Origin of the sequence: Methanopyrus sp. KOL6 (assembly GCF_002201915.1) — an archaeon.
Classification (GTDB): domain Archaea; phylum JAADCQ01; class Methanopyri; order Methanopyrales; family Methanopyraceae; genus Methanopyrus.
Genome location: NZ_CP019470.1, coordinates 980,621 through 999,636, shown reverse-complemented (window position 1 = coordinate 999,636; position 19,016 = coordinate 980,621). Strand labels below are relative to the sequence as shown.

Below are 19,016 nucleotides of genomic sequence, written 5' to 3'. Positions count from 1 at the left end.
GTCTAAATTCGAGGCAGTAGTCATTTCGCTCCTTGTCACGATAGCCAGTCTTTCACCCGCCATCCCTGAACTTTGGGGAAAACACGCTGTCGTTATGGACCTAGCCGTGCAAGCACATAAAGTGTACTTGCTCGGGACGAGAGGACTAGCCAGGGGAGACTGGGACCCCTATTCGTACACCGGTAGGCCTCCGATGATCGACTACCCGATACTCCCTTTCCTACCCGCGGTGCTCTTCTACCGGTGGTTCGGGGATCCCTATCTCGCGTGCACGCTGGTTGACGGCATCTATCGCTCACTACCGTGCTGGATATGGTCGATACTCAAAGTCGGGGAAATGATTACACCCAAGGCTGATGCGGCGATGATGGTGTACGCTGCCAGCGTGCCTTTCCAGGTTGTAGAGATCTTCTCTACACGAGTGGCCACGACGTTTTCGCTGGGGACAGCTGGTTCGGCACTGATCCTATGGAGGTGTGGGAGGAACGTTCTCCGCGGTCTACCGGCACTGTGGTTGTGGGTGTTATCGCTTCTGGGGAACCCACTGTACGTCCTCCCGGCCCTTCTACTGGAGTCTATACTTATGCGGGAGGGAAGGTTTCTATTGGCGCTCTTACCGATGATGCCGATAGCGGCGCTATCCACGTACTTCCTGACGTCGGCCTTCACGTGGATACCACCCGCGTGGACGCGGGCGTCCCCGTGGGAACATTGGGTGGCTCCCGGGCTGGGGATGTTGTGTGTTGTTTTCGCGGCGAGTCGGGGCGGTGGATCGGTACTTCCGGTGCTACCGTGGCCGATCTTGTGGTACACGGAGGCGATCATCGGGCCGGTATGGCCGTTATCTCAGCTGGACCCGTGGAGGGTGCTGTTGACTGCAATACTCTCGTCGATGGTCGTCGTCGAGCGTTACGAGCGACTTCGACGGATCGCCTACCTCGGCTCGGGTCTCTCTGCGGTGGGATTCCCTGTTCTAGCCCTGACGGTATCGTTCCAGCCCATACAGGTACACTGGGAATCAGCCGGAACGGCGAATTGGAGGGTATTAGTAACCGGCGATAACGGGTTCGAGGCCCTGTCACCGGAGTTCTCCGGAAAACCCGTTTACTCGATAGCCGGGGCGTTCTATCAGGGGGCATCGGAACCGCAGTTGCAATCGCTAATTCCGGCCCTGGTGCTGGCGAACAATCCGTCCGCGTGTTCGTACCCGTACGTAAACCGCTGGGAGTTCTCGAAGGCTATGGAAGTTACCAGGAGGAGGCTCGACACGTACCTGCGGACCCTTCCGATCGGATACGTAGATATTAGAGGTACCGTCGTCCGGAAATCGATGGGAATTGATCACATTAACTGGCGCGGGAGACCCGAGTTGACGCTGAACGACGCAGTACCGGTGGAGCGGTTCAAGGTGCTTTACGTGGGATCATTCAGCCTGTACGGTATCTTGTGGATGAAATTAGCGAGTGCCTTGGGACGGCCGCCGATAGTGCCGGTAGTGTATCCCTGGGCCGTAAGGTTGGGACAGGAGCTCGATCCCAGCGAATTACCTTGGACAGGGGACGTACTCGTGGTCGATAAAATAGGGTGGAGAGAGGCGGTGAGACTGGGGCTGGTCGAGCGGGCGAAGGTCGTAATTAAGGTTTCAGGCGACACTCTACCGTGGCCTCGGGGTTCCGATGTTGACGAGGTGAGCGCGAGGCTTGTGAAGTACATAGACGTCGTTAAGGGGCCGTGCGGTAGTGCGCTGAGGATCGACTCGGACGAGATCGAAGTCCGAACTCCTGGAAGGGCCGAGTTCGTGCTTATACCATGGGGATGGGCCCCGTTTTGGGTGGTGAACAGACGTGAAGGACTAGTATGTCCCGTAGGTCCCTACATGCTGGTGAGGACGGACGGAAAGCCCGCAATCGTTCACTACGTGGGTTGGGAACGGTATCAAAGTCGAGCGTACTTAGCGAGCTGCATGCTAGTAGTGTTGGTTTCAGTGGCCTGGGTAGTCGGTCGGAAACCTTTATAATCAAGCATAAGGGGTGCAGGTTCGGGGGCGCCGCGGCAGCTCAGCCTGGTTAGAGCGCCGGCCTGTGGAGCCGGTGGCCCCGGGTTCAAATCCCGGCCGCGGCCCCATTTCGAATCGTTATGGAATTAGTAACGATAAGGTTGTAGGGAGTCAGTCGAAGTCGATGTCGAAGTCGAACAAGTCGTCGGTGTCGAGATCGAAAATATCGTCGAGCAATCCACCCTCCTCCGACGGTTCCTCGTACTCCTCATATCCTTCTTCCTCGTAACCCTCGCTTCCACCGACACCTTGATTACTTCTGACACCGGCGCGGCGGATCATCCGTTCCAACCGTCTGATCCTCTCATCGTACGGTGCCACTAGAACTTCCCCATAGCCATGCGCTTCGAGTAGGAACTCCTCCCCATGCTCCCGTCCGAGTAAGAAATCTAACGTACTTCCCTTCCAAGTCGCGGAGAACGTCAAATCACCGCTCCAAGCTATCAAACACTCGGGATCGACATATACAGGGTCTCCATCCACCTTGACGGTCACGGGATCGCATTCCGAGGTTACCACGATCTTGCAGGGGCCTTCGAACCCAATATCAATGAGCCCTGTGCTGAGCACGCTCGCATCGAGTTGAGCCGCCACGTCTGCCGGAGCGGTCGTGAAGAGCAGCCGGTCCTGGTTAACTGTGAGGTGTTCACCCTCCGGCACCTCCAGTACACGGACCTTACCACCGTCACCTGCGTACAACACGCCCGACCCATCGACTCTCACAAAGTACCGTTTCATACCGAGCATTTTCGCCTTAAGCACCTTCTCTAAGAGACCCATGATCCCTCCAGAAGATCGGATCGGTTTAGTCGCAGAGAAATCCAGGTTGCCCCGGGCCGCGATGATACTGTCGTTCTTGAAGTACACCGGACCCCGGATGAGTTCTACTTCAATGACCTCATCCCGCACTTCTCGCACTTCAGCCTCACCGGACTCTTCACCTTCTCCCCCGAGCAACGAATCCAACAGTCCCAGCGTCGGGCACCCCCCTCATTGCATCAGCGTCACACAACTTCAAAAGAGCCGATCCTAGCCGAATCCTGTCGGGGTAATCCTCGTGGAATACTTGGTAATGTACGGTGAAATAGCCGTTAAATCACCATCGGTCCGACGACACATGGAACTGTTGCTGGCACGGAATTTAAAGGAACAGTCGGGTGGACAGGTGAAACGGCTAGAAGGTCGCCTGCTGGTCACAGACCCGAAGGTACCCGGAGCGATTGGTAAGACCTTCGGTGTGGAACGGTGGACGCGCACGCTCCACGTCGACTCTCACGACCCCGAGGACGTGTTCACGGAGGTGAAGGACGTACTGGACGATCTAAAGGCCCGATCGTTCGCCGTACGGACCCGAAGGGCCACAAGTGACGCACTTTCCTCACGGGAGATGAACGTTGAGCTCGGTGACCTGATCAGGCGGCACACCGGTTGGACCGTGGACCTGGACGAGCCCGATGTTGAAATTCATGTGGAACTGCGGCCCGAAGGGACATTCGTGTACCTGGATTCGTGGGTGAAGGACGGCCCGGGTGGTCTTCCCTACGGCTCTCAGTCCCGCGTTGTATGCCTTGTATCCGGTGGTATCGATAGCCCTGTAGCCGCTTGGTACGCAGCTCGTCGTGGATGTGAGGTGATTTGGCTGCATCTAGACCGGGGTAAGTACGGGTCGGAGGTGGATGCAGTAGAACGGCTCGCTGAGATGTTCTCCGAGTGGTTACCGTCCGACGTGGAGCTTTTGATCGAGGACTTCGAAGATTTTATGGAGAAGTTGGAAGGGCTCGAGGGTGAATCGGCCCGATACCGATGCGTACTGTGCAAGCGAGAGATGATACGCAGAGCGTGTGACGTGTGCGAAAACGTCGGAGCCGTGGCCGTGGTTATGGGAGATGTCATCGGGCAGGTGGCGAGCCAAATTCCGGATAACCTGTCGGTAATCGACCGCGTGGCACGGTTCCCGGTCTTCCGCCCGCTGTTGGGTTTCGATAAGAACGAGGTGCAACGCCTCTCGGAACGGTTGGGGTTTTTCGAGGTATCTAAAGAGCATCGCCCGTGTCCGCTGGCACCGCGTAACCCCGTGAAATCAGCGGATCCGGGGAAGGTGCTTAAGTTAGAGGAGGGACTGGGTGTGCTCCACCGCGGCCTGCGGGGTTCCGGCGTTGCCGGGTCGGAAGAGTATCGATGAGATTAACCACCGGATCGAGCGTGGAGAGGTTTGTGTGGTGACCGCGGAGGAGATGGTGGAGATCGTCGAAGATATCGGGCCCGAACGTGCCGCTAAAGAGGTAGATGTGGTCACGTGCGCCACCTTCGGACCCATGTGCAGCTCGGGCGTGTTCCTGAACTTCGGGCACTCGGACCCCCCTATCAAGATGAGGCGGGTCTGGTTGAACGGAGTGGAAGCCTACACAGGTATCGCCGCGGTGGACGCTTATCTGGGCGCTACCCAGCCTAGCGAGGATCGTGGTATCAAGTACGGAGGGGCACACGTTATCCACGAGCTGGCGTCCGGTGAAGAAGTCGTGTTGCGGGCGGAGGGGTTCGTTACCGACTGTTACCCGAGGGAATCCGTCGAAACGCTGATCACGATCGATGACATCAACCAGGCAGTGATAGTCAATCCGAGGAATTCCTATCAGAGGTACGTCGCGGCGACGAACTCCTCAGAGGAGACTCTGTACACTTACATGGGCAAGTTGCTCCCCGAGTACGGGAACGTCACATACTGCGGCGCGGGTCAGTTGAATCCGCTCGCGAACGATCCCGAGTTTCGAACTATCGGAATAGGTACGCGAATATGGCTCGCCGGGTCTCACGGGTACATCATAGGGGAAGGCACGCAACACGATCCGTCCAGCGGTATGGCGACGCTGATGGTGAAAGGTGATCTGAAGGAAGCTGATCCCAAGTATCTACGTCCTGTTGTGTTGGAGAAGTACGGTGTAAGCCTAGCGGTCGGCATCGGGGTCCCCATCCCAGTACTCGATGAACGGGTAGCGGCCTCAACGGGCGTGAGTGACGCCGATATCGAGGTACCGATCGTCGATTACGGGGTACCGTCCCGTGATCGGCCAGTGGTGAAGAGGGTAACCTACGAGGAACTTAGATCCGGGAGAGTGGAGATCGAAGGGAAGACTGTGAGAACGGGGGCACTGTCCAGTTACAAAATAGCCCTCGAGATCGCGGAACGTCTAAAGGAAGAGATCGAAGAGGGAGAGTTCACGCTGACTCGACCCGCGGAGCCACTGCCTAGAGAGAGCGATTTCAAACCAATGCCGTACCGACCTCCTTCCCTCCCCCGCGTTGAGAACATCATGACGGAGGACGTTGTGACGGCGTCACCGGACGAGAATATCGAGGACGTCGCTCGGAAGTTGATAGAGAAGGAGATCAACCATATCCCGGTGGTCGACGAGGATGGGAGGATCGTAGGTATCGTGACGTCCTGGGACATCGCGGCGGCCGTAGCGGAGGGGAAGAAGAGGCTCAAGGACATCATGACCGAGGATGTAATCACGATCGAGCTCCACGAATCCGTAGACGAGGCATTAAAGCGCATGGACGAGCACAATATTTCGTGCTTGCCCGTTGTGGACAAGGGGGACAGAGTTGTGGGGATAGTAACCAGGACCGACATCACAGAGGCCCTAAGGAGACGGGGGCAGACACCGTCGAACGGCTCCTCGCGGACGTCCTCCACCATCGGAACGTCACACGATGAGGGCCTTCGATTATCGGGCGAACCCTCGAAAAAGCGACATGATTCAGGAAACGTCTAGCGACAGGCAGTCTCAAGACGGTGGAAATGCCCACCATAATCGGGTTCGGCGCAGAATCCACGCGTTAACGCTCGAAACCCTTCCTAGGAGTTTCGGAGTCTTAGAGGCGTCCACTCAATCGTGGGTAGAAGTTCCGAGTCCCCGGAGTGGCTTACGGTGACTCGATAGACCAGTACCCACGTCGACATTACCGACGAAAGTGCGTGGATACTGCGAAGAGCGGCGTTCGAGCGGTCCAAAATCATCACACCGTCGACGCGGCAAGTCTCCCAGTCGGATACGGATCCTAACAATGCTCCACCTCGTACGCGTTTACTGGTGAAGACGCGCCGCGAGAGTGCGCTATCCCCATCTACTACCGAGTAGTGAGAGTCAGCCCGGTACCGAGCACTTCATCGTACCCTCGTTCACTTTAGAAGTACGTCGACTCTGGAAGGTGGTGTCTACCGGTTGAAAGACCTGTTGAGGGAGTCTATCGCCGTCCTCGCTCACCTCCTTTTTGGACGACACGGAGAGCGCCTGAGGGACACATCTCCGTACATGACCCGCACACAATACACTCCTCATCGTCGAGTTCGATCTCGATCCCTTTGAGCTCGATCGCACCGGTTGGGCATACTGAGTGGCATGCTGTGCAGTGTAGACACTCGTCTCCGTCGTGTACCAACGTCTTTTCGATCTCCTCGACCTCGATACCGAACTCACGTAGGGTACGCAAGAAGTTCCGTATATGCTCGTCGTCGGCGGCTTGGACCGCGATCTCGGCGGCCACGGTATCCGGCGACACGGACGCGTTAAGTATACTGAGCTTCAGTCCTTCTTCAACCACCCCGGATAGGGCTTGGACCACGTCACCCGTGGCCTTGATCCTTACGATCTTCTTTCTCGTTCTTTTGGCCAACGTTGATCACCCGCTAAGGTCTTCACTCGGCCAAGCGGCCCCTCTTCATCGAAGTCTCAGCCTGTAGTGCTGTCGTCATCGGGGAGGATCGTGGATGGGGCCTGGATTCGAACTAAAAGACGTTTTCATGGGAAGTCCGAGAAAGCGAGGTCTCAGGCCGGGACGTCACGCTTTTAGGGTAACTTTCCGGCGGGACCCAGTGTACCTTGAGTACAGGGCCCGTTGTGAGGATCCCGTTGGCGACGTTAGCGAGTTATTGACGGAACACTACGACACACCTGGTAACCTTTTCGACCGTCTACAGATGTCCTCGTTGGACTTGGTAGTCCCGGCCAGACCTTACGTAGTCCGAGGTGGTCGCCCGTTCGCGGAACCGGAACACTGCGACGTTGGATTCGCCACGAGGGGCAGAGTCTTGTTAGCGCTCGTCCGGGCGGTGATAGAGGCTCGACGAGGTTCCGAAGACGCCGTTCACGCCGCCGCGACGTTCGCCTGCGCCCCACTCCTTCAGTGTACGGGATACCAGGGGGACGAATGGGATTGCGTCGATGAGTTAGCTCCGGTGTTAAACGCCCCGGATTCTCGAGAATTGAGCCATCGTGATAGGAATATCGTGGAGTTCGCGGATCGCGCGTCGCTCGGGGAGAGGTTCGCACGAACTAGGGCACCGAGTGTAGACCTCTACCTGGTCGAGGCGATCGGTGAGGTAGAGCCGGTGGCCGCGGAGTTCACGGACTGCGTCGAACTGTCGCTCTACCGATCGGACTCGTGTTTTCTGGGTCTACTCGTAGAGACTCCGGAAGGTGTTCTCCCGATTGATCCGGAGGAATTGATGGAAACTCCCAAGGATTGGAGCGTCTACGTCTCCGTCCGCGGTCCTATTAACCCTGCTGAAAACCCGGATCCGATGCTCGATCGACACGAGATGGTCAGACTGGGTGAAGAGAGTGGTGAACCGGAGAGGCTCGAGTCGGACGTCTGGGCGGGTGTTTACCGGTGGGAGGGATGGTGGAGGGGACGCCGCTTCCGACCTCTTCGTAATGTTCCGATGTCGATGGCGCGACTCGTGTGGTTCACGCGGAGGCTCGATCTGGGAATGGTCCCCGAAACTTTGACCGAGGAGTTCGAAGTCGATGTCGAAGCCCCGACACCGTGGGAGGTGTGGATCGAAGGGGACTTGCCGGAGGCTTTCGAAGCAGGTTGTTCGGTCGCCATCGCTACGGGTTTGATCATGAACCTGAACGTACCAGTTGAGTCATCGGACCCGACGTCTGTGCTTCACGCCGTGGAGGATCTAGAGGAGATCACCGGAGCACGACCGATCCGTGAGGCACTTAGGAGGCTCGAGACCGGGATTTCCGTCGGTGCGAGACCCGTTCGTGGTATCGAGGTGAGGTCGGACGACATCGTCTTGACACTGAGCTGGGAGGACGCCGTTCACCTACCGTGGTGGGTGACTTCCCTTTCCAAGATCGGCAAAGATGTCGCGGAGAAGCTGGTGGAACGACCGGAACTCATCCGGGACCCCGAGTTCGTCCGGGAGTACGTACGCACGTCGCTGGCCTCGGAGCGCCAGGCGTTCAAAGTATTCCGCGAATTGGTTGAAGGACGGAGTCCCGATTTCGCTTCTTCCTTACTGAGGTTCGCCGCCTCTGATCCTGAGATGAGTTTCGAGGTATTGGATTGGTTCCGGCACGTCTTGGGAGGACCGTAACCATGACCCGTGTTTTTTCTTAACGGAAAAGCTTGTGAAGTTCAATCCGCCCGTACGTTCAACACCACCTATCTACGTCGCGCCTACGTCCGGTCGTGGGCGAAGGGGGCTTACAGGAGGTTTCCAAGGCCGTTACGGGGGGAGGGGTTGACTGGGATTCCAGAGGAAGTCCTTGAGGAACCACTCAGAGTCACTCGTAACGCCAACATACTACCGACTCCGGAAGTCGTCTCGAAGATCTTCCAGGATAAGTGGCAAAAACGCCACTTCCTTAAGCACGTGCTGGATAGTAAGACGGCTCAGGCGCACTTGGAAGGGTACATCCACATCCACGACCTTGACTACGCGCTAACCAGATCGAACTGCTGTCAGCACGACTGCCGATGGGTATTGAAGTACGGTTTATACGCCCAGAACCCGATCGGCAGGCTGACTTGCGTGAGTAAGCCCGCTAAGCACTCGGAGGTTGCAGTACTCCACATCCTGAAATGGCTGATGACTTCTCAGAACTTCTTTGCAGGCGGTCAGGGACAGGATTTCGTTAACTTCCTAGTAGCCCCTTACATCGCTGAAGAGGGATTATCCTACGAAGAAGTACGACAACTCGCCCAGATCATGATGTTCGAAGCCACCCAGGACTTAGTGGCCCGAGGAGGACAGCCCGCCTTCACGAACGTGAACCTGGAACTCTCGTGTCCGGACTTCTTAGAGGACGAGCCCGCCGTCGGTCCTGGTGGGAAGATCGTGGGTACTTACGGCGACTTCGAGGAAGAAGCCATTATGTTCGCTAGAGCCCTCCTGGACGTGCAGCTGGAGGGCGACGCTGCGGGAGCTCCGCTTAAGTTCCCGCAGATAATCGTGAAGGTCCGACCAGGCTACGATAGGGAGACACTAGAGCTCGCCTTCGAGGTCGCGGCCGAGAATGGGGCCGTGTACTTCGCCAACATGCTCAATAGGGACTGGCGAAAGCTCGTGGGTGAGAACGTGAACTACATGGGATGCAGGACGTGTCTCGCCACCAACTGGACCGGAGACTGGAAGATCGACACCATCCGCACCGGTAACTTCGAGTACGTCACTCTGAACTTACCACTCGTAGCCCATGAATCACGCGATGAGGACGAGTTCCTGGAGAAAATCAGCGACTACTGCGAGATAGCTAGAGAGGCCCTCCTGGCGCGGTGGAGATGCGTCAAGAAGTGCCTGGAGGCAGGACTGTACGACGGATGTCAGCGTTGGAAGCCTGATGGGGAGTACTACTTCCGGTACGAGCACACGACGTGGAGCCTCGGGTTCGTCGGGCTGGCCGAAGCGATCGAGGTTCTCACGGGGTACGGCTTCTGGGAAGATCACTCTGCGATGCGTCTGGCCGAGCGGGTGCTGGAGGAGCTGAACGACGTGCGAGAGGAGTTTCACGAGCGGGATGGACGCAGGTGGTCTGTCGTACAGTCACCTGCCGAATCGGCCGCCGAACGCCTTGCCAGGAAGTATCTGGAGAAGTACCCGGACGCGAGGGTACGTGGTACAGAGCGCCGTCCCTACCTCACGAATTCGTGTCATGTGCCGTACGACGAGGATGTAAACGTCGTCGAGCGGGCCGAGATCGAGGCGAGGTTCCATCCCATGACCTTAGGAGGCCACATCACCCACTTCTGGCTCGGGGAGCGGACGGACCCGAAGAGCCTCATGAAGCTGACCGTGCGCGTGCTCCGTCGGAACACGATAGGATTCCTCGCGATCACCAGGGATTACAGCGTGTGCGACCGGTGCCAGCGTACCTACGAGGGAGTGGTCGAACAGTGTCCAGAGTGCGGCCGTAAGTGCACGATATGGTCAAGGGTTACCGGATACCTGGCGCCAGTGGACTCGTTCGTGGACGGCAAAAAGCAGGAGCATAAGGAGCGCCTGCGTCACGAGCTCTGACTGGCCTCCTTCTCACACACCGGCATTTGTGCGACTGAAAATTTCGTAGCTCTTGAAGCCTTCCAGAGGATCGGACCCGGCGAATCTTGTACTATTATATACTATTGTTTGGGAGGAAACGCTTCCCACCCGGAAGCCGCATGTGAACGAGGGCCGCAATCTAAAGAGATAGAAAGAGATAGTAAATAGTCGTCCTATACAGTCTCCGTGCCGGCCGCCGGTCGAACCAACTCGCACAAATAGGGAGCGGGGCGAGGAGCAGACCGAGAGCGGAACGGTGGGGGTCAGGGCGTAAGGACCACCCTCCTCACCGGCCGTCCTCGGTGCCGGGGGTGTTCTTCATCCCCCCGGCGAGATCTTCAACGATCTCCACCAGCCGATCTTCGGTTAACCCGTCGGGGTTCCGCCCACCGCCCTGAGCCAGTCGCTCGTCCCCACCGCCGCCGCCTTCGACTAATTTCCCTATTTCACGGATTATCTCACCAGCCGGCGGCGCTGATTCGCCCGAACCCACGACGACCTGACAGGATCCGTTGGATACTATTTTAGCCACCAAGACCAGATCCTCATGCTCCTCGACGAGATCTTCGACTGTACCGGCCACGGAACCGACCTCAACGTCCTCCAGCTTCACGAGAGTGACCTTAAGATCGCCGACACGACGACCCTCCGCCGGCGCTGCACGTAATTTCGCTTCCACCAACTCCCTCTCCAAGCGCCCAATCCGCTTCCTCTGTTCCTTCCACTCCTCGAAAAACCTCTTCACGGTCTTGGGAAGGTTCTCCGGATTCACCCGGAGTACCTCGCACGTCTCGCGCAACAGGTCTTCGGTCTCCCAAATGCGTTTCAGGGCCGCCTCGCCGGCGGCGAACTTGATCCTCTCCACGCCGTCTTGGATACGTTCTCGACCCACGATCTTTATCGGACCGATCTCACCGGTGTTGTCGCAGTGCGTACCCGCACATGCCTGTACGTTCCAGCCTTCGATTTCCACAACCCGGATCTCGCGTCCCGGAACCACACCACCCTGGTACAGCTCGAACCCGTACCGCCGCTCCGCCTCGTTCCGGTCCATGAACCGCTTGTTGACGGGTAGGTTCTTCATCACGATCTCGTTGGCGAGACGCTCGATCTCCCGAAGCTCCTCGTCGGAAATCCGCCTGTGGTGGGTTATGTCGAGACGTGCCTCGTCAATGGACTTGTGGGCACCGGCCTGCCAGACGTGGTCGCCGAGGACGCGTCGGGCGGCCTCGAGGATCACGTGGGTCGCCGTGTGGTTCCTGGTTAGGCGCATCCTGCGCTCGCTATCCACCTCGCACTCGACTTCGGCACCTTCGGGCGGTACGTCCCCGTCGATACGGTGGAAGACCACTCCACGTACCTTCTGGACCTCCCTAACTTCGGCTTCTCCATCCTTCCAGCGCATCGTACCGCAGTCTGTCTCCTGACCACCTCCCTCCGGATAGAAGTACGTGCGGTCCAAGACGACCCAAGTGTCGCCGTTCACTTCGAAGGTGCCGATCACCTCTGCCTTGAACTCGAATCGCTTCTCGTCGTCGTAGAAGGCGAGCTCCGTCTCCGGTAGTTCCTCCTCCACTGCGATCCTCTCCAGCTCTTCGAGGCCTTCCTCGACTTCTTCGGGACCTTCGTGTCGCTCGGCTATACGTGAGTAGAAGTCATCCGGCACTTCGATCTCGACGCCCTCGTCCTCGGCTATCTCGCGCGCCACTTCAGGTGGGATACCGTGGGAGTCGTAAAGCTCGGCTAAGTCTTCGAAGGACAGTTTGCCCTTCTCCTCAAGGCGCTTCCTGACCTCCCTCCTTCCGCGTTTTAACGCCCGGATGTAGCGGTCGATCTCACATTCCAAGGCATCTCTGATGTATTCCTCACGTTCCGCGAGCTCCGGGTACGTACCGCGTAGGTCTTCGAGGACCCTCTCGACGACCTCCAGCAAGTACTCACGCTCGGCGTTCAGACCGTCCAGCAGGCGAAGTACCCTACGGATCACGAGCCGAGCCAGATAGCCCTCGCCGGCGTTGGACGGGACGACACCGTCACCTAGCATGAACGTGAGACATCTGGCGTGGTCCAGGATCCCGTACAAGAACTCGACCGGCTCGGCGACCCGCACCAACTCGTTTACGTCCAGGTCCAGTCTCCGTGCCACGCGCTCCCGCAAAACCCGCAGGTCGGACTCAGTCTCGACGTCCATCAGACCCGTGACCCTGGCCAGCTCACCGAGGATCTCACGGGCCTCCCCGTCGATCTCCACACCGAGGTCGTGAGCAGTGGCGTTCACGAGGTCCCCGAAGACAGCGTCGTACGCCGTTGGTTCGCCGGTAGTTATCCACGCGTACCGCTCGATACCGTACCCGGTGTCGACGATCTTCTGAGGTAGTTCCCTGTACTTCCCTCCCACCTGTTCGTACTGCATGAACACAAGCGTCGCGAGTTCGAGTCCGTCGACTACCACCTCGAAGCACGGGCCCGCGTTACCGCCGCCCTCCCACCACGACTCCTTGAACGCGATCTTCTCATCTGGGATTCCGAGCTTCTCCACGGTAAACTCGTAGCACAGGCGCACGGTTTCCTCCTTCCAGTAGACGTCCTTCCGATCGTGAGGGTGGTTGTTGAAGGCGTGATGTCCTCCCATGTGGAAGAGCGTGAAGTGCCGCCCAGTCCTGCCCACGTTGTCGATGTCATTGAGCCGGATACAGGGCTGGTTGATCACTAGGGGATTGGCGGGCGGAGGGACTTCCCCCGAGGTCACCCAGGGTTGGAAGCAGGCTATCGAGGCGATCGTAAGGTGGATGTCATCCCGCCATCTGGCGGCGACGGGGTAGCGGTCGAGGACTTCGTGGTCGTGCCGTTCGAAAAACCGGAGGAACTCCTCTCCGGCTTCCCACACGTCCAGTTTCACGGACGCCGGTGGGTCACCGATGAATGAATACTCGACGCACGGAGTTTCGTTACACACCTCGGCCTCCGGCGGTCCCCAGAAGTACTCGCCGCACTCGGGACAACGCTTGCGCTCGAACCCGATCTCCTCGAAGAACTCCAGCTCGAACTCCGAGGGATCAACCTTCATTCTCTTCACCCCGAAACGACCACGGCGATGCGGATCGTCCTGCCCTCTACTTCCCACTCACGCTCCAGATCGACTTCTTCGGGCCAGTCCTCGTTCACGTGGAGCTTGTCCGCTCGCGTCTCACCGCGCACGTACTCCGAGTGCTCTTTCACGGCCTCTGCGATCTCCTCGTCCGTTTCTATCCATATCTTGATCCTCTCCTCCAGGTCTAAGTCCAACTCCTTCCTCATCTCCTGGATGCGACGAACGACCTCTCTGGCCCAGGCCTCGGACTTCAACTCCTCATCTAGTTCGACGAAGACGTACACCCGGCCGCCCTCGAACTCCTCGGCCTCCCAGCCCTCGGGCAGGTCCTCGGTCACCTTAACGTGCTCTTCCGTCAGGACGACCTCTTCACCGTCTAGTTCCACCCTGTACTCTCCCTCTTTCAGGATCGACTGTGCTACCTCCACCGCACGGTCCTTAACGTGCTTGATCACGCTGCCCGCCAGCGATCTGAACTCGGGACCGATCTTATCGGGCTTTGGCTCGGCCACGGGTACCTTCTCCGGGAACTCCTCCACGAGTTCGATCTCCTTGACGTTCGCTACGCGAGCCAGCACGTCCTTGAGATCCTCTAGCCGCTTCGGGTCCTCGACTTCTACAAACAGGCGACGTAGTGGCCAGCGCGTCTTGACCCCAGCACGCTGCCGGACCGAAAGGGCTGCCTCCGCAGCCCTCCGTACGAGCTCCATGGCCTTTTCCAGCCTCTCATCGACCCATCGGTCATCTACTCCGGGCCAGTCCGTGAGGTGAACGCTCTCGGGATCGTCGTCCGTACGGACGTAGTCCAAATATATCTGCTCGGCGATGTGTGGCACGATAGGCGCCAGAAGCCTAACCAACCGATCGAACGTGTAGTGAAGCACCGCGTAGACCGAGAGTTTCTCGGGATCATCGCCCTCTAGCCACACGCGCTCCCTGACCAGCCGGATGTACCACCTGCTGAGGTCTTCCGTGACGAAGCGGTACAGCGCACGGGCCGCCTCGTGGACGTGGTACCGCTCGAACGCGTCGGTGACTTCCTCCACCAGCGAGTTGATCCGGGAGAGCAGCCACCGATCCTCGGGCTTGAGGTGTTCCTCCATACCCTCCAGTGGGTGCTCCTCGGGGTCGAATTCGTCCAGTTCCGAGTACATCTTCGCGAACCGGTACGCGTTCCACAAGACGTTGAGCGCCCGGTGGGTGTCACGCACGTCCTGCCAGCTGAAGTGCATATCCCGCCAGGGTGCGTTGGAGCGCAAGACGTACCAGCGTAGAGTATCGGCGCAGTACTTCTCGACGATATCCATCGGGTCGACGACGTTACCTAGGGACTTACTCATCTTCCGCCCTTCCTCGTCGAGTGTGAATCCGTGCATGAGCACGGTCCTGTACGGACACGTATCGAAAGTGATGATACCACAACCGAGTTGCGAGTAGAACCACCCGCGGGTCTGGTCGTGACCTTCGGTGATGAAGTCCGCGCCCGCCTCCGGGTCGTCGGGGTCACAGCGTCCCTCCTTGAGGAACCACCTCTCGAACTCGTCCTCGCGACGTGGGTACCCGAGCGAGGCCCACGCGGCGACTCCCGAGTCCACCCAAACGTCGAGCACGTCCGGCACGCGCCTCATGTAGGAGCCGCACTCCGGACACTTCAGGACCACCTCGTCGACCCAGGGTCTGTGCAGGTCAGGTTCACCGGGTGGGAGAGTGACTGCCTTCGCTTCGAGCTCGCTCAGCGAGCCGATCACTTCAAGATGACCACACTCTCCGCACTCCCAGACCGGAAGCGGGATACCCCAGTACCGCTGACGTGAGATACACCAGTCCCGGGCGTTCTCGACCCATCTCTTAAACCTAGATTGACCAGCCCACTCCGGGATCCATTCCACCTGATCTATCCACTTAAGCATCTCGTCCTTCACCTCAGTGACTTTGAGGAACCACTGCTCGGTGGCTCGGTAGATGATTGGGGTCTTACACCGCCAACAGTGACCGTATCGATGTTCTACGGTGTCCTCATGCGCGAGGAGTCCCTTCTCACGTAGATTCTCGACGATTTTCTCGTTGGCGTCGCGCACGTAGAGTCCCTCGTACTCACCGCCGTCCTCAGTGAACGTCCCGTCCTCGGCAACCGGACAGTGCGGAGACAAGCCGACCTCGCGGCCAAGCTCGAAGTCCTCCTCACCGTGACCGGGCGCCACGTGGACACATCCCGTACCCTCATCCATCGTGACCCACTCGGCTGTGTACACGCGGTGGACACGGTCGTCCTCCTCGTGCAGCTCTCGCAGCTTGGGTACCTCCTCCCACAGCGGCGGACGGTACCGGAGACCCTCAAGCTCCTCTCCCGGGAACGAGTCCACGATCTCGTACGAGTCAGTCACGACGGACAGCACGACCTTGAGCTTGTCAGCGACGATCAGGTGCCACTCCTCGCCGTCCACCTCGGCACGCGCGAGGACGTACTCTTCCTGCGGATGTACGGCGACGGCTAGGTTCGCAGGTAAAGTCCACGGAGTCGTCGTCCAGATCAGTAGGGCGGCTTTCTCGGGTAGGTCGACCTCGGCGTCGGAGTCGTCCTCGATTGGGAAGATCACGAAGATTGAAGTATCCTCGACCTCTTTGTACTCTACCTCGTGATCCGCCAGGGCGGTTTCACACCGCGGGCACCAGTTAACGATCCTCACGTCCCGGGTGAGGAGACCGCGCTCGTGGGCGCGCTTGAGCGTGTACCATGCACCTTCGATATACTCGTTGTCCAGGGTCATGTATGGGTTGTCCCAGTCCATCAGGACCCCCAGACGCTTGAACTGTTCCGTCATGATCTCAACGTGCTTCAGGGCGAATTCCTTGCACTTTTCCACAAACTTGTCGACACCGACTTTCTCCTCGATGTCTTTCTTGCACTCGACTTCGTCCGAAAGGACTTCCTGCTCGACCTTCACCTCGATCGGGAGACCGTGACAGTCCCAACCGGGCTGCAGTCGGACCCGGTATCCGCACATCAGCTTATACCGGTTCACGGCATCCTTGATGATCTTGTTCCAAGCTGTACCGAGATGGATCGAGCCGCTAGCGTAAGGTGGACCGTCTAGGAAGTAAAAGAGAGGTCCGTCGCGGTTCTTCTCCATGACCTTCGAGAGTAGGTCCATCTCTTCCCATCTCCGCTGAATTTCACGCTCCAGTTCCTCACTGAGAGCTTCGACCATCTCCTTCAGCCCCCGCGACCTCCGAGGATCCCGCCGCGTACCCCTTGATTACGTCTGTCCCGATGCGCTCAGGATTAAACTCCGCGGGGTGACCAGGACCGACCGGGGCGGACGTTTGAAGGGCTACGATCTCCTCAAGCTCATGGACCGGGCGAACCGGTTGACCAGGGAGAGGTTCGGCACGGTGGTCTCCTACTCGAAGAACGTGTTCGTGCCGCTCACCCGGTTATGTCGGAATCGGTGCTCTTACTGCACCTTCCGTCGGGAACCGGAGGACGTGAAATCGCCGTATCTATCCCCGAAAGAGGTCTTCGAAATCGTGGAGAAGGGTAAGGAAGCCGGCTGTAAGGAGGTGCTTTTCACCTTCGGAGAGCGCCCTGAAGAGAGGTACGACGAGGCCCTAGAATGGTTGGAGGAGCACGGGTATTCAAGCACAGTCGAGTACCTCGTCGATCTCTGCCGTAGATGCGTAGAGGAGTACAATATGCTGCCGCACAGCAATCCCGGCGTGATCACGAAGAGGGAGATGCGGAAGCTGCGTCGTTGGAACGCTAGTATGGGACTCATGATGGAGATACTATCGGACCGGTTGTGTGAAGAAGGCGGTCCTCACGAGCACTCCCCCGGAAAGCACCCCGAGGAGCGTCTGAAGGTGCTTAAATACGCCGGAGAGTTGAAAGTGCCTTTCACCACCGGGATACTGATCGGCATCGGCGAGACGTGGGAGGAACGCGTGAAGACTTTGGAGGAGATCCGGAAGATGCACAAGCGGTACGGTCACGTTCAGGAGGTAATAGTTCAGAACTTCAGGACGAAACCTGGAATACAGATGGAGGATCACCCAGAACCTACACCCGCTGACTTACTACGGACTGTCGCAACGGCGCGACTGACGCTGCCAGACGTCCCGGTTCAGGTACCCCCGAATCTGAACCCTGAGACTGGTCAGCTCGCGCTGTTGGCGGGCGCGAACGACTGGGGAGGAGTTTCCCCAGTGACAAAGGATTACGTGAACCCTGAAGCCCCATGGCCCGAGATCGAGGAGCTGAAAAGACTGACTGAAGGTGTCGATCTCAGGTTAAGGGAGCGGCTCCCGATATATCCGGAGTACGTTCGTCGGGGCTGGTACCATGCCAACATTTCAGAAGTCATCGAGCGTTTCTCGGATGATGAGGGGTTCGCCCGATGAAGTCAGCGTCGACGAGCTAGTGAACACTGCCGTAGCTGGTGGCATCGACGAGGGAACTGCGTTGGACATCTTGCAGGGCAAGCTGGACTCATACAAGGTGATGCGGGCTGCACACGAGGCCCGACTTAAGATCGCCGGTGAGCATGTCACGTTCGTGGTGAACAGGAACATCAACTTCACCAACGTATGCATTAACAGGTGCCGATTCTGTGCGTTCCGGAGGGATCCGGACGACCCAGATGCTTACCGTATGACTCCGGAAGAGGTGGGTGAGCGGGCAGCGGAAGCCCGTGACGCTGGAGCTACGGAAGTGTGTCTTCAGGGCGGGCTGCATCCCGAGGCGACGTTTGAGTACTATTTGGAAATGTTGGACGAGATCAAATCGCAAGCCCAGGATATCCACGTGCACGGTTACTCACCGATGGAAGTGAAGTACTGCGCCAAGCTGGCTGGAGAGGACATCGAAGACGTACTGCGGGAGCTTAAGCGAGCCGGTCTCGATTCGATGCCCGGAACGGCCGCGGAGATATTCTCTTCGGAGGTAAGGAAGCGGCTATGTCCTGATAAGTTGGAAGCCGACGAGTGGGAACACATCATCAGGACCGCACACGAGCTTGGTATTCCCACTACCTGTACCATGATGTACGGTCACATCGATTCACCTAGGGACTGGATCGACCACATGAAGCGGCTCCGAAGAATCCAAGAGGACACTGGGGGTTTCACGGAGTTCGTGCCGCTCTCTTTCGTACATTCGAACGCACCGATTTACCGACGGGGAGGGGCGCGACCCGGAGTATCTGGCATGACGGACGTACTCGTGCACGCAGTGGCCCGATTGTACTTCGGACCGTTGATCCCGAACATACAGGCTTCTTGGGTAAAACTCGGGGTAAAGTTGGCTCAGATGACGCTACACGCCGGGGCGAACGATCTAGGTGGTACTCTCATGGAAGAGAACATCTCCCGTGAGGCGGGGGCTAAGGAAACGGAGAGCTTAGAGCCAGAGGAGATCGTGGAAATAATTCGGGAGGCCGGCTTCACTCCAGTGCAGCGCACAACCCTTTACGAGCCCGTGAAGGTGTATTGAAGTATCGCTTCCCTCTCCACATCTCACTCTCACTGTCACAAACGGT

General features: G+C 58.3%; 11 protein-coding genes and 1 tRNA gene. 8 read left to right on the top strand and 4 right to left on the bottom strand.

The window, feature by feature from the left end; translation table 11 throughout:
* Positions 1-94: 94 nt before the first annotated feature.
* Together BW919_RS05530 and BW919_RS05525 are read left to right on the top strand one after the other, a co-directional pair.
* Positions 95-2,017, top strand: a complete 1,923-nt coding sequence (locus BW919_RS05530; RefSeq protein WP_088336036.1) for a hypothetical protein — start codon at positions 95-97, stop codon at positions 2,015-2,017.
* Positions 2,018-2,046: 29 nt separating this feature from the next.
* A tRNA-His gene (locus BW919_RS05525) sits at positions 2,047-2,124 on the top strand.
* Between the two features lie 43 nt (positions 2,125-2,167).
* Here BW919_RS05525 and BW919_RS05520 read toward each other — a convergent pair.
* Positions 2,168-3,022: an AIM24 family protein gene (locus BW919_RS05520; protein ID WP_157666089.1), complete on the bottom strand. Its 855-nt coding sequence runs from the start codon at positions 3,020-3,022 to the stop codon at positions 2,168-2,170.
* A 91-nt stretch (positions 3,023-3,113) separates the two neighbouring features.
* Between BW919_RS05520 and BW919_RS05515 the strand changes: the two genes are divergently transcribed.
* Positions 3,114-4,238: a tRNA sulfurtransferase gene (locus tag BW919_RS05515; protein ID WP_088336034.1), complete on the top strand. Its 1,125-nt coding sequence runs from the start codon at positions 3,114-3,116 to the stop codon at positions 4,236-4,238.
* Complete coding sequence (locus BW919_RS05510) at positions 4,213-5,832, top strand: homocysteine biosynthesis protein (RefSeq protein ID WP_232452861.1); 1,620 nt, start codon at positions 4,213-4,215, stop codon at positions 5,830-5,832. Before BW919_RS05515 ends, BW919_RS05510 begins: the two co-directional genes overlap by 26 nt.
* A 472-nt stretch (positions 5,833-6,304) precedes the next feature.
* Here BW919_RS05510 and BW919_RS05505 read toward each other — a convergent pair whose 3' ends face one another.
* Positions 6,305-6,733, bottom strand: a complete 429-nt coding sequence (locus BW919_RS05505; RefSeq protein ID WP_088336033.1) for a 4Fe-4S dicluster domain-containing protein — start codon at positions 6,731-6,733, stop codon at positions 6,305-6,307.
* 94 nt (positions 6,734-6,827) lie between these two features.
* Here BW919_RS05505 and BW919_RS05500 point away from each other — a divergent pair, with 94 nt between their 5' ends.
* Both BW919_RS05500 and nrdD read left to right on the top strand, forming a co-directional pair.
* Positions 6,828-8,447: a hypothetical protein gene (locus tag BW919_RS05500; protein WP_088336032.1), complete on the top strand. Its 1,620-nt coding sequence runs from the start codon at positions 6,828-6,830 to the stop codon at positions 8,445-8,447.
* 147 nt (positions 8,448-8,594) lie between these two features.
* On the top strand, positions 8,595-10,370 hold the full coding sequence (gene nrdD / locus BW919_RS05495; protein WP_157666088.1) for an anaerobic ribonucleoside-triphosphate reductase: 1,776 nt from the start codon (positions 8,595-8,597) through the stop codon (positions 10,368-10,370).
* A 307-nt stretch (positions 10,371-10,677) separates the two neighbouring features.
* Here nrdD and alaS read toward each other — a convergent pair whose 3' ends face one another.
* The gene (gene alaS, locus BW919_RS05490) at positions 10,678-13,458 is read right to left on the bottom strand and encodes an alanine--tRNA ligase (protein WP_088336030.1); all 2,781 of its coding nucleotides are present in this window, start codon (positions 13,456-13,458) and stop codon (positions 10,678-10,680) included.
* Between the two features lie 5 nt (positions 13,459-13,463).
* Positions 13,464-16,691, bottom strand: a complete 3,228-nt coding sequence (gene ileS / locus BW919_RS05485) for an isoleucine--tRNA ligase (RefSeq protein WP_088336029.1) — start codon at positions 16,689-16,691, stop codon at positions 13,464-13,466.
* Positions 16,692-16,806: 115 nt separating this feature from the next.
* Here ileS and cofG point away from each other — a divergent pair, with 115 nt between their 5' ends.
* Complete coding sequence (gene cofG, locus BW919_RS05480; protein WP_232452860.1) at positions 16,807-17,880, top strand: 7,8-didemethyl-8-hydroxy-5-deazariboflavin synthase CofG; 1,074 nt, start codon at positions 16,807-16,809, stop codon at positions 17,878-17,880.
* The gene (cofH, locus tag BW919_RS05475) at positions 17,822-18,970 is read left to right on the top strand and encodes a 5-amino-6-(D-ribitylamino)uracil--L-tyrosine 4-hydroxyphenyl transferase CofH (protein ID WP_232452859.1); all 1,149 of its coding nucleotides are present in this window, start codon (positions 17,822-17,824) and stop codon (positions 18,968-18,970) included. Before cofG ends, cofH begins: the two co-directional genes overlap by 59 nt.
* Positions 18,971-19,016: the final 46 nt, after the last annotated feature.

Coding starts and splice junctions, on each gene's coding strand:
- BW919_RS05530 (WP_088336036.1), top strand. CDS start 95: ATGGACCTAGCCGTGCAAGCACATAAAGTGTACTTGCTCGGGACGAGA.
- BW919_RS05500 (WP_088336032.1), top strand. CDS start 6,828: ATGGGGCCTGGATTCGAACTAAAAGACGTTTTCATGGGAAGTCCGAGA.
- alaS (WP_088336030.1), bottom strand. CDS start 13,458: ATGAAGGTTGATCCCTCGGAGTTCGAGCTGGAGTTCTTCGAGGAGATC.
- ileS (WP_088336029.1), bottom strand. CDS start 16,691: ATGGTCGAAGCTCTCAGTGAGGAACTGGAGCGTGAAATTCAGCGGAGA.
- cofH (WP_232452859.1), top strand. CDS start 17,822: ATGCCAACATTTCAGAAGTCATCGAGCGTTTCTCGGATGATGAGGGGT.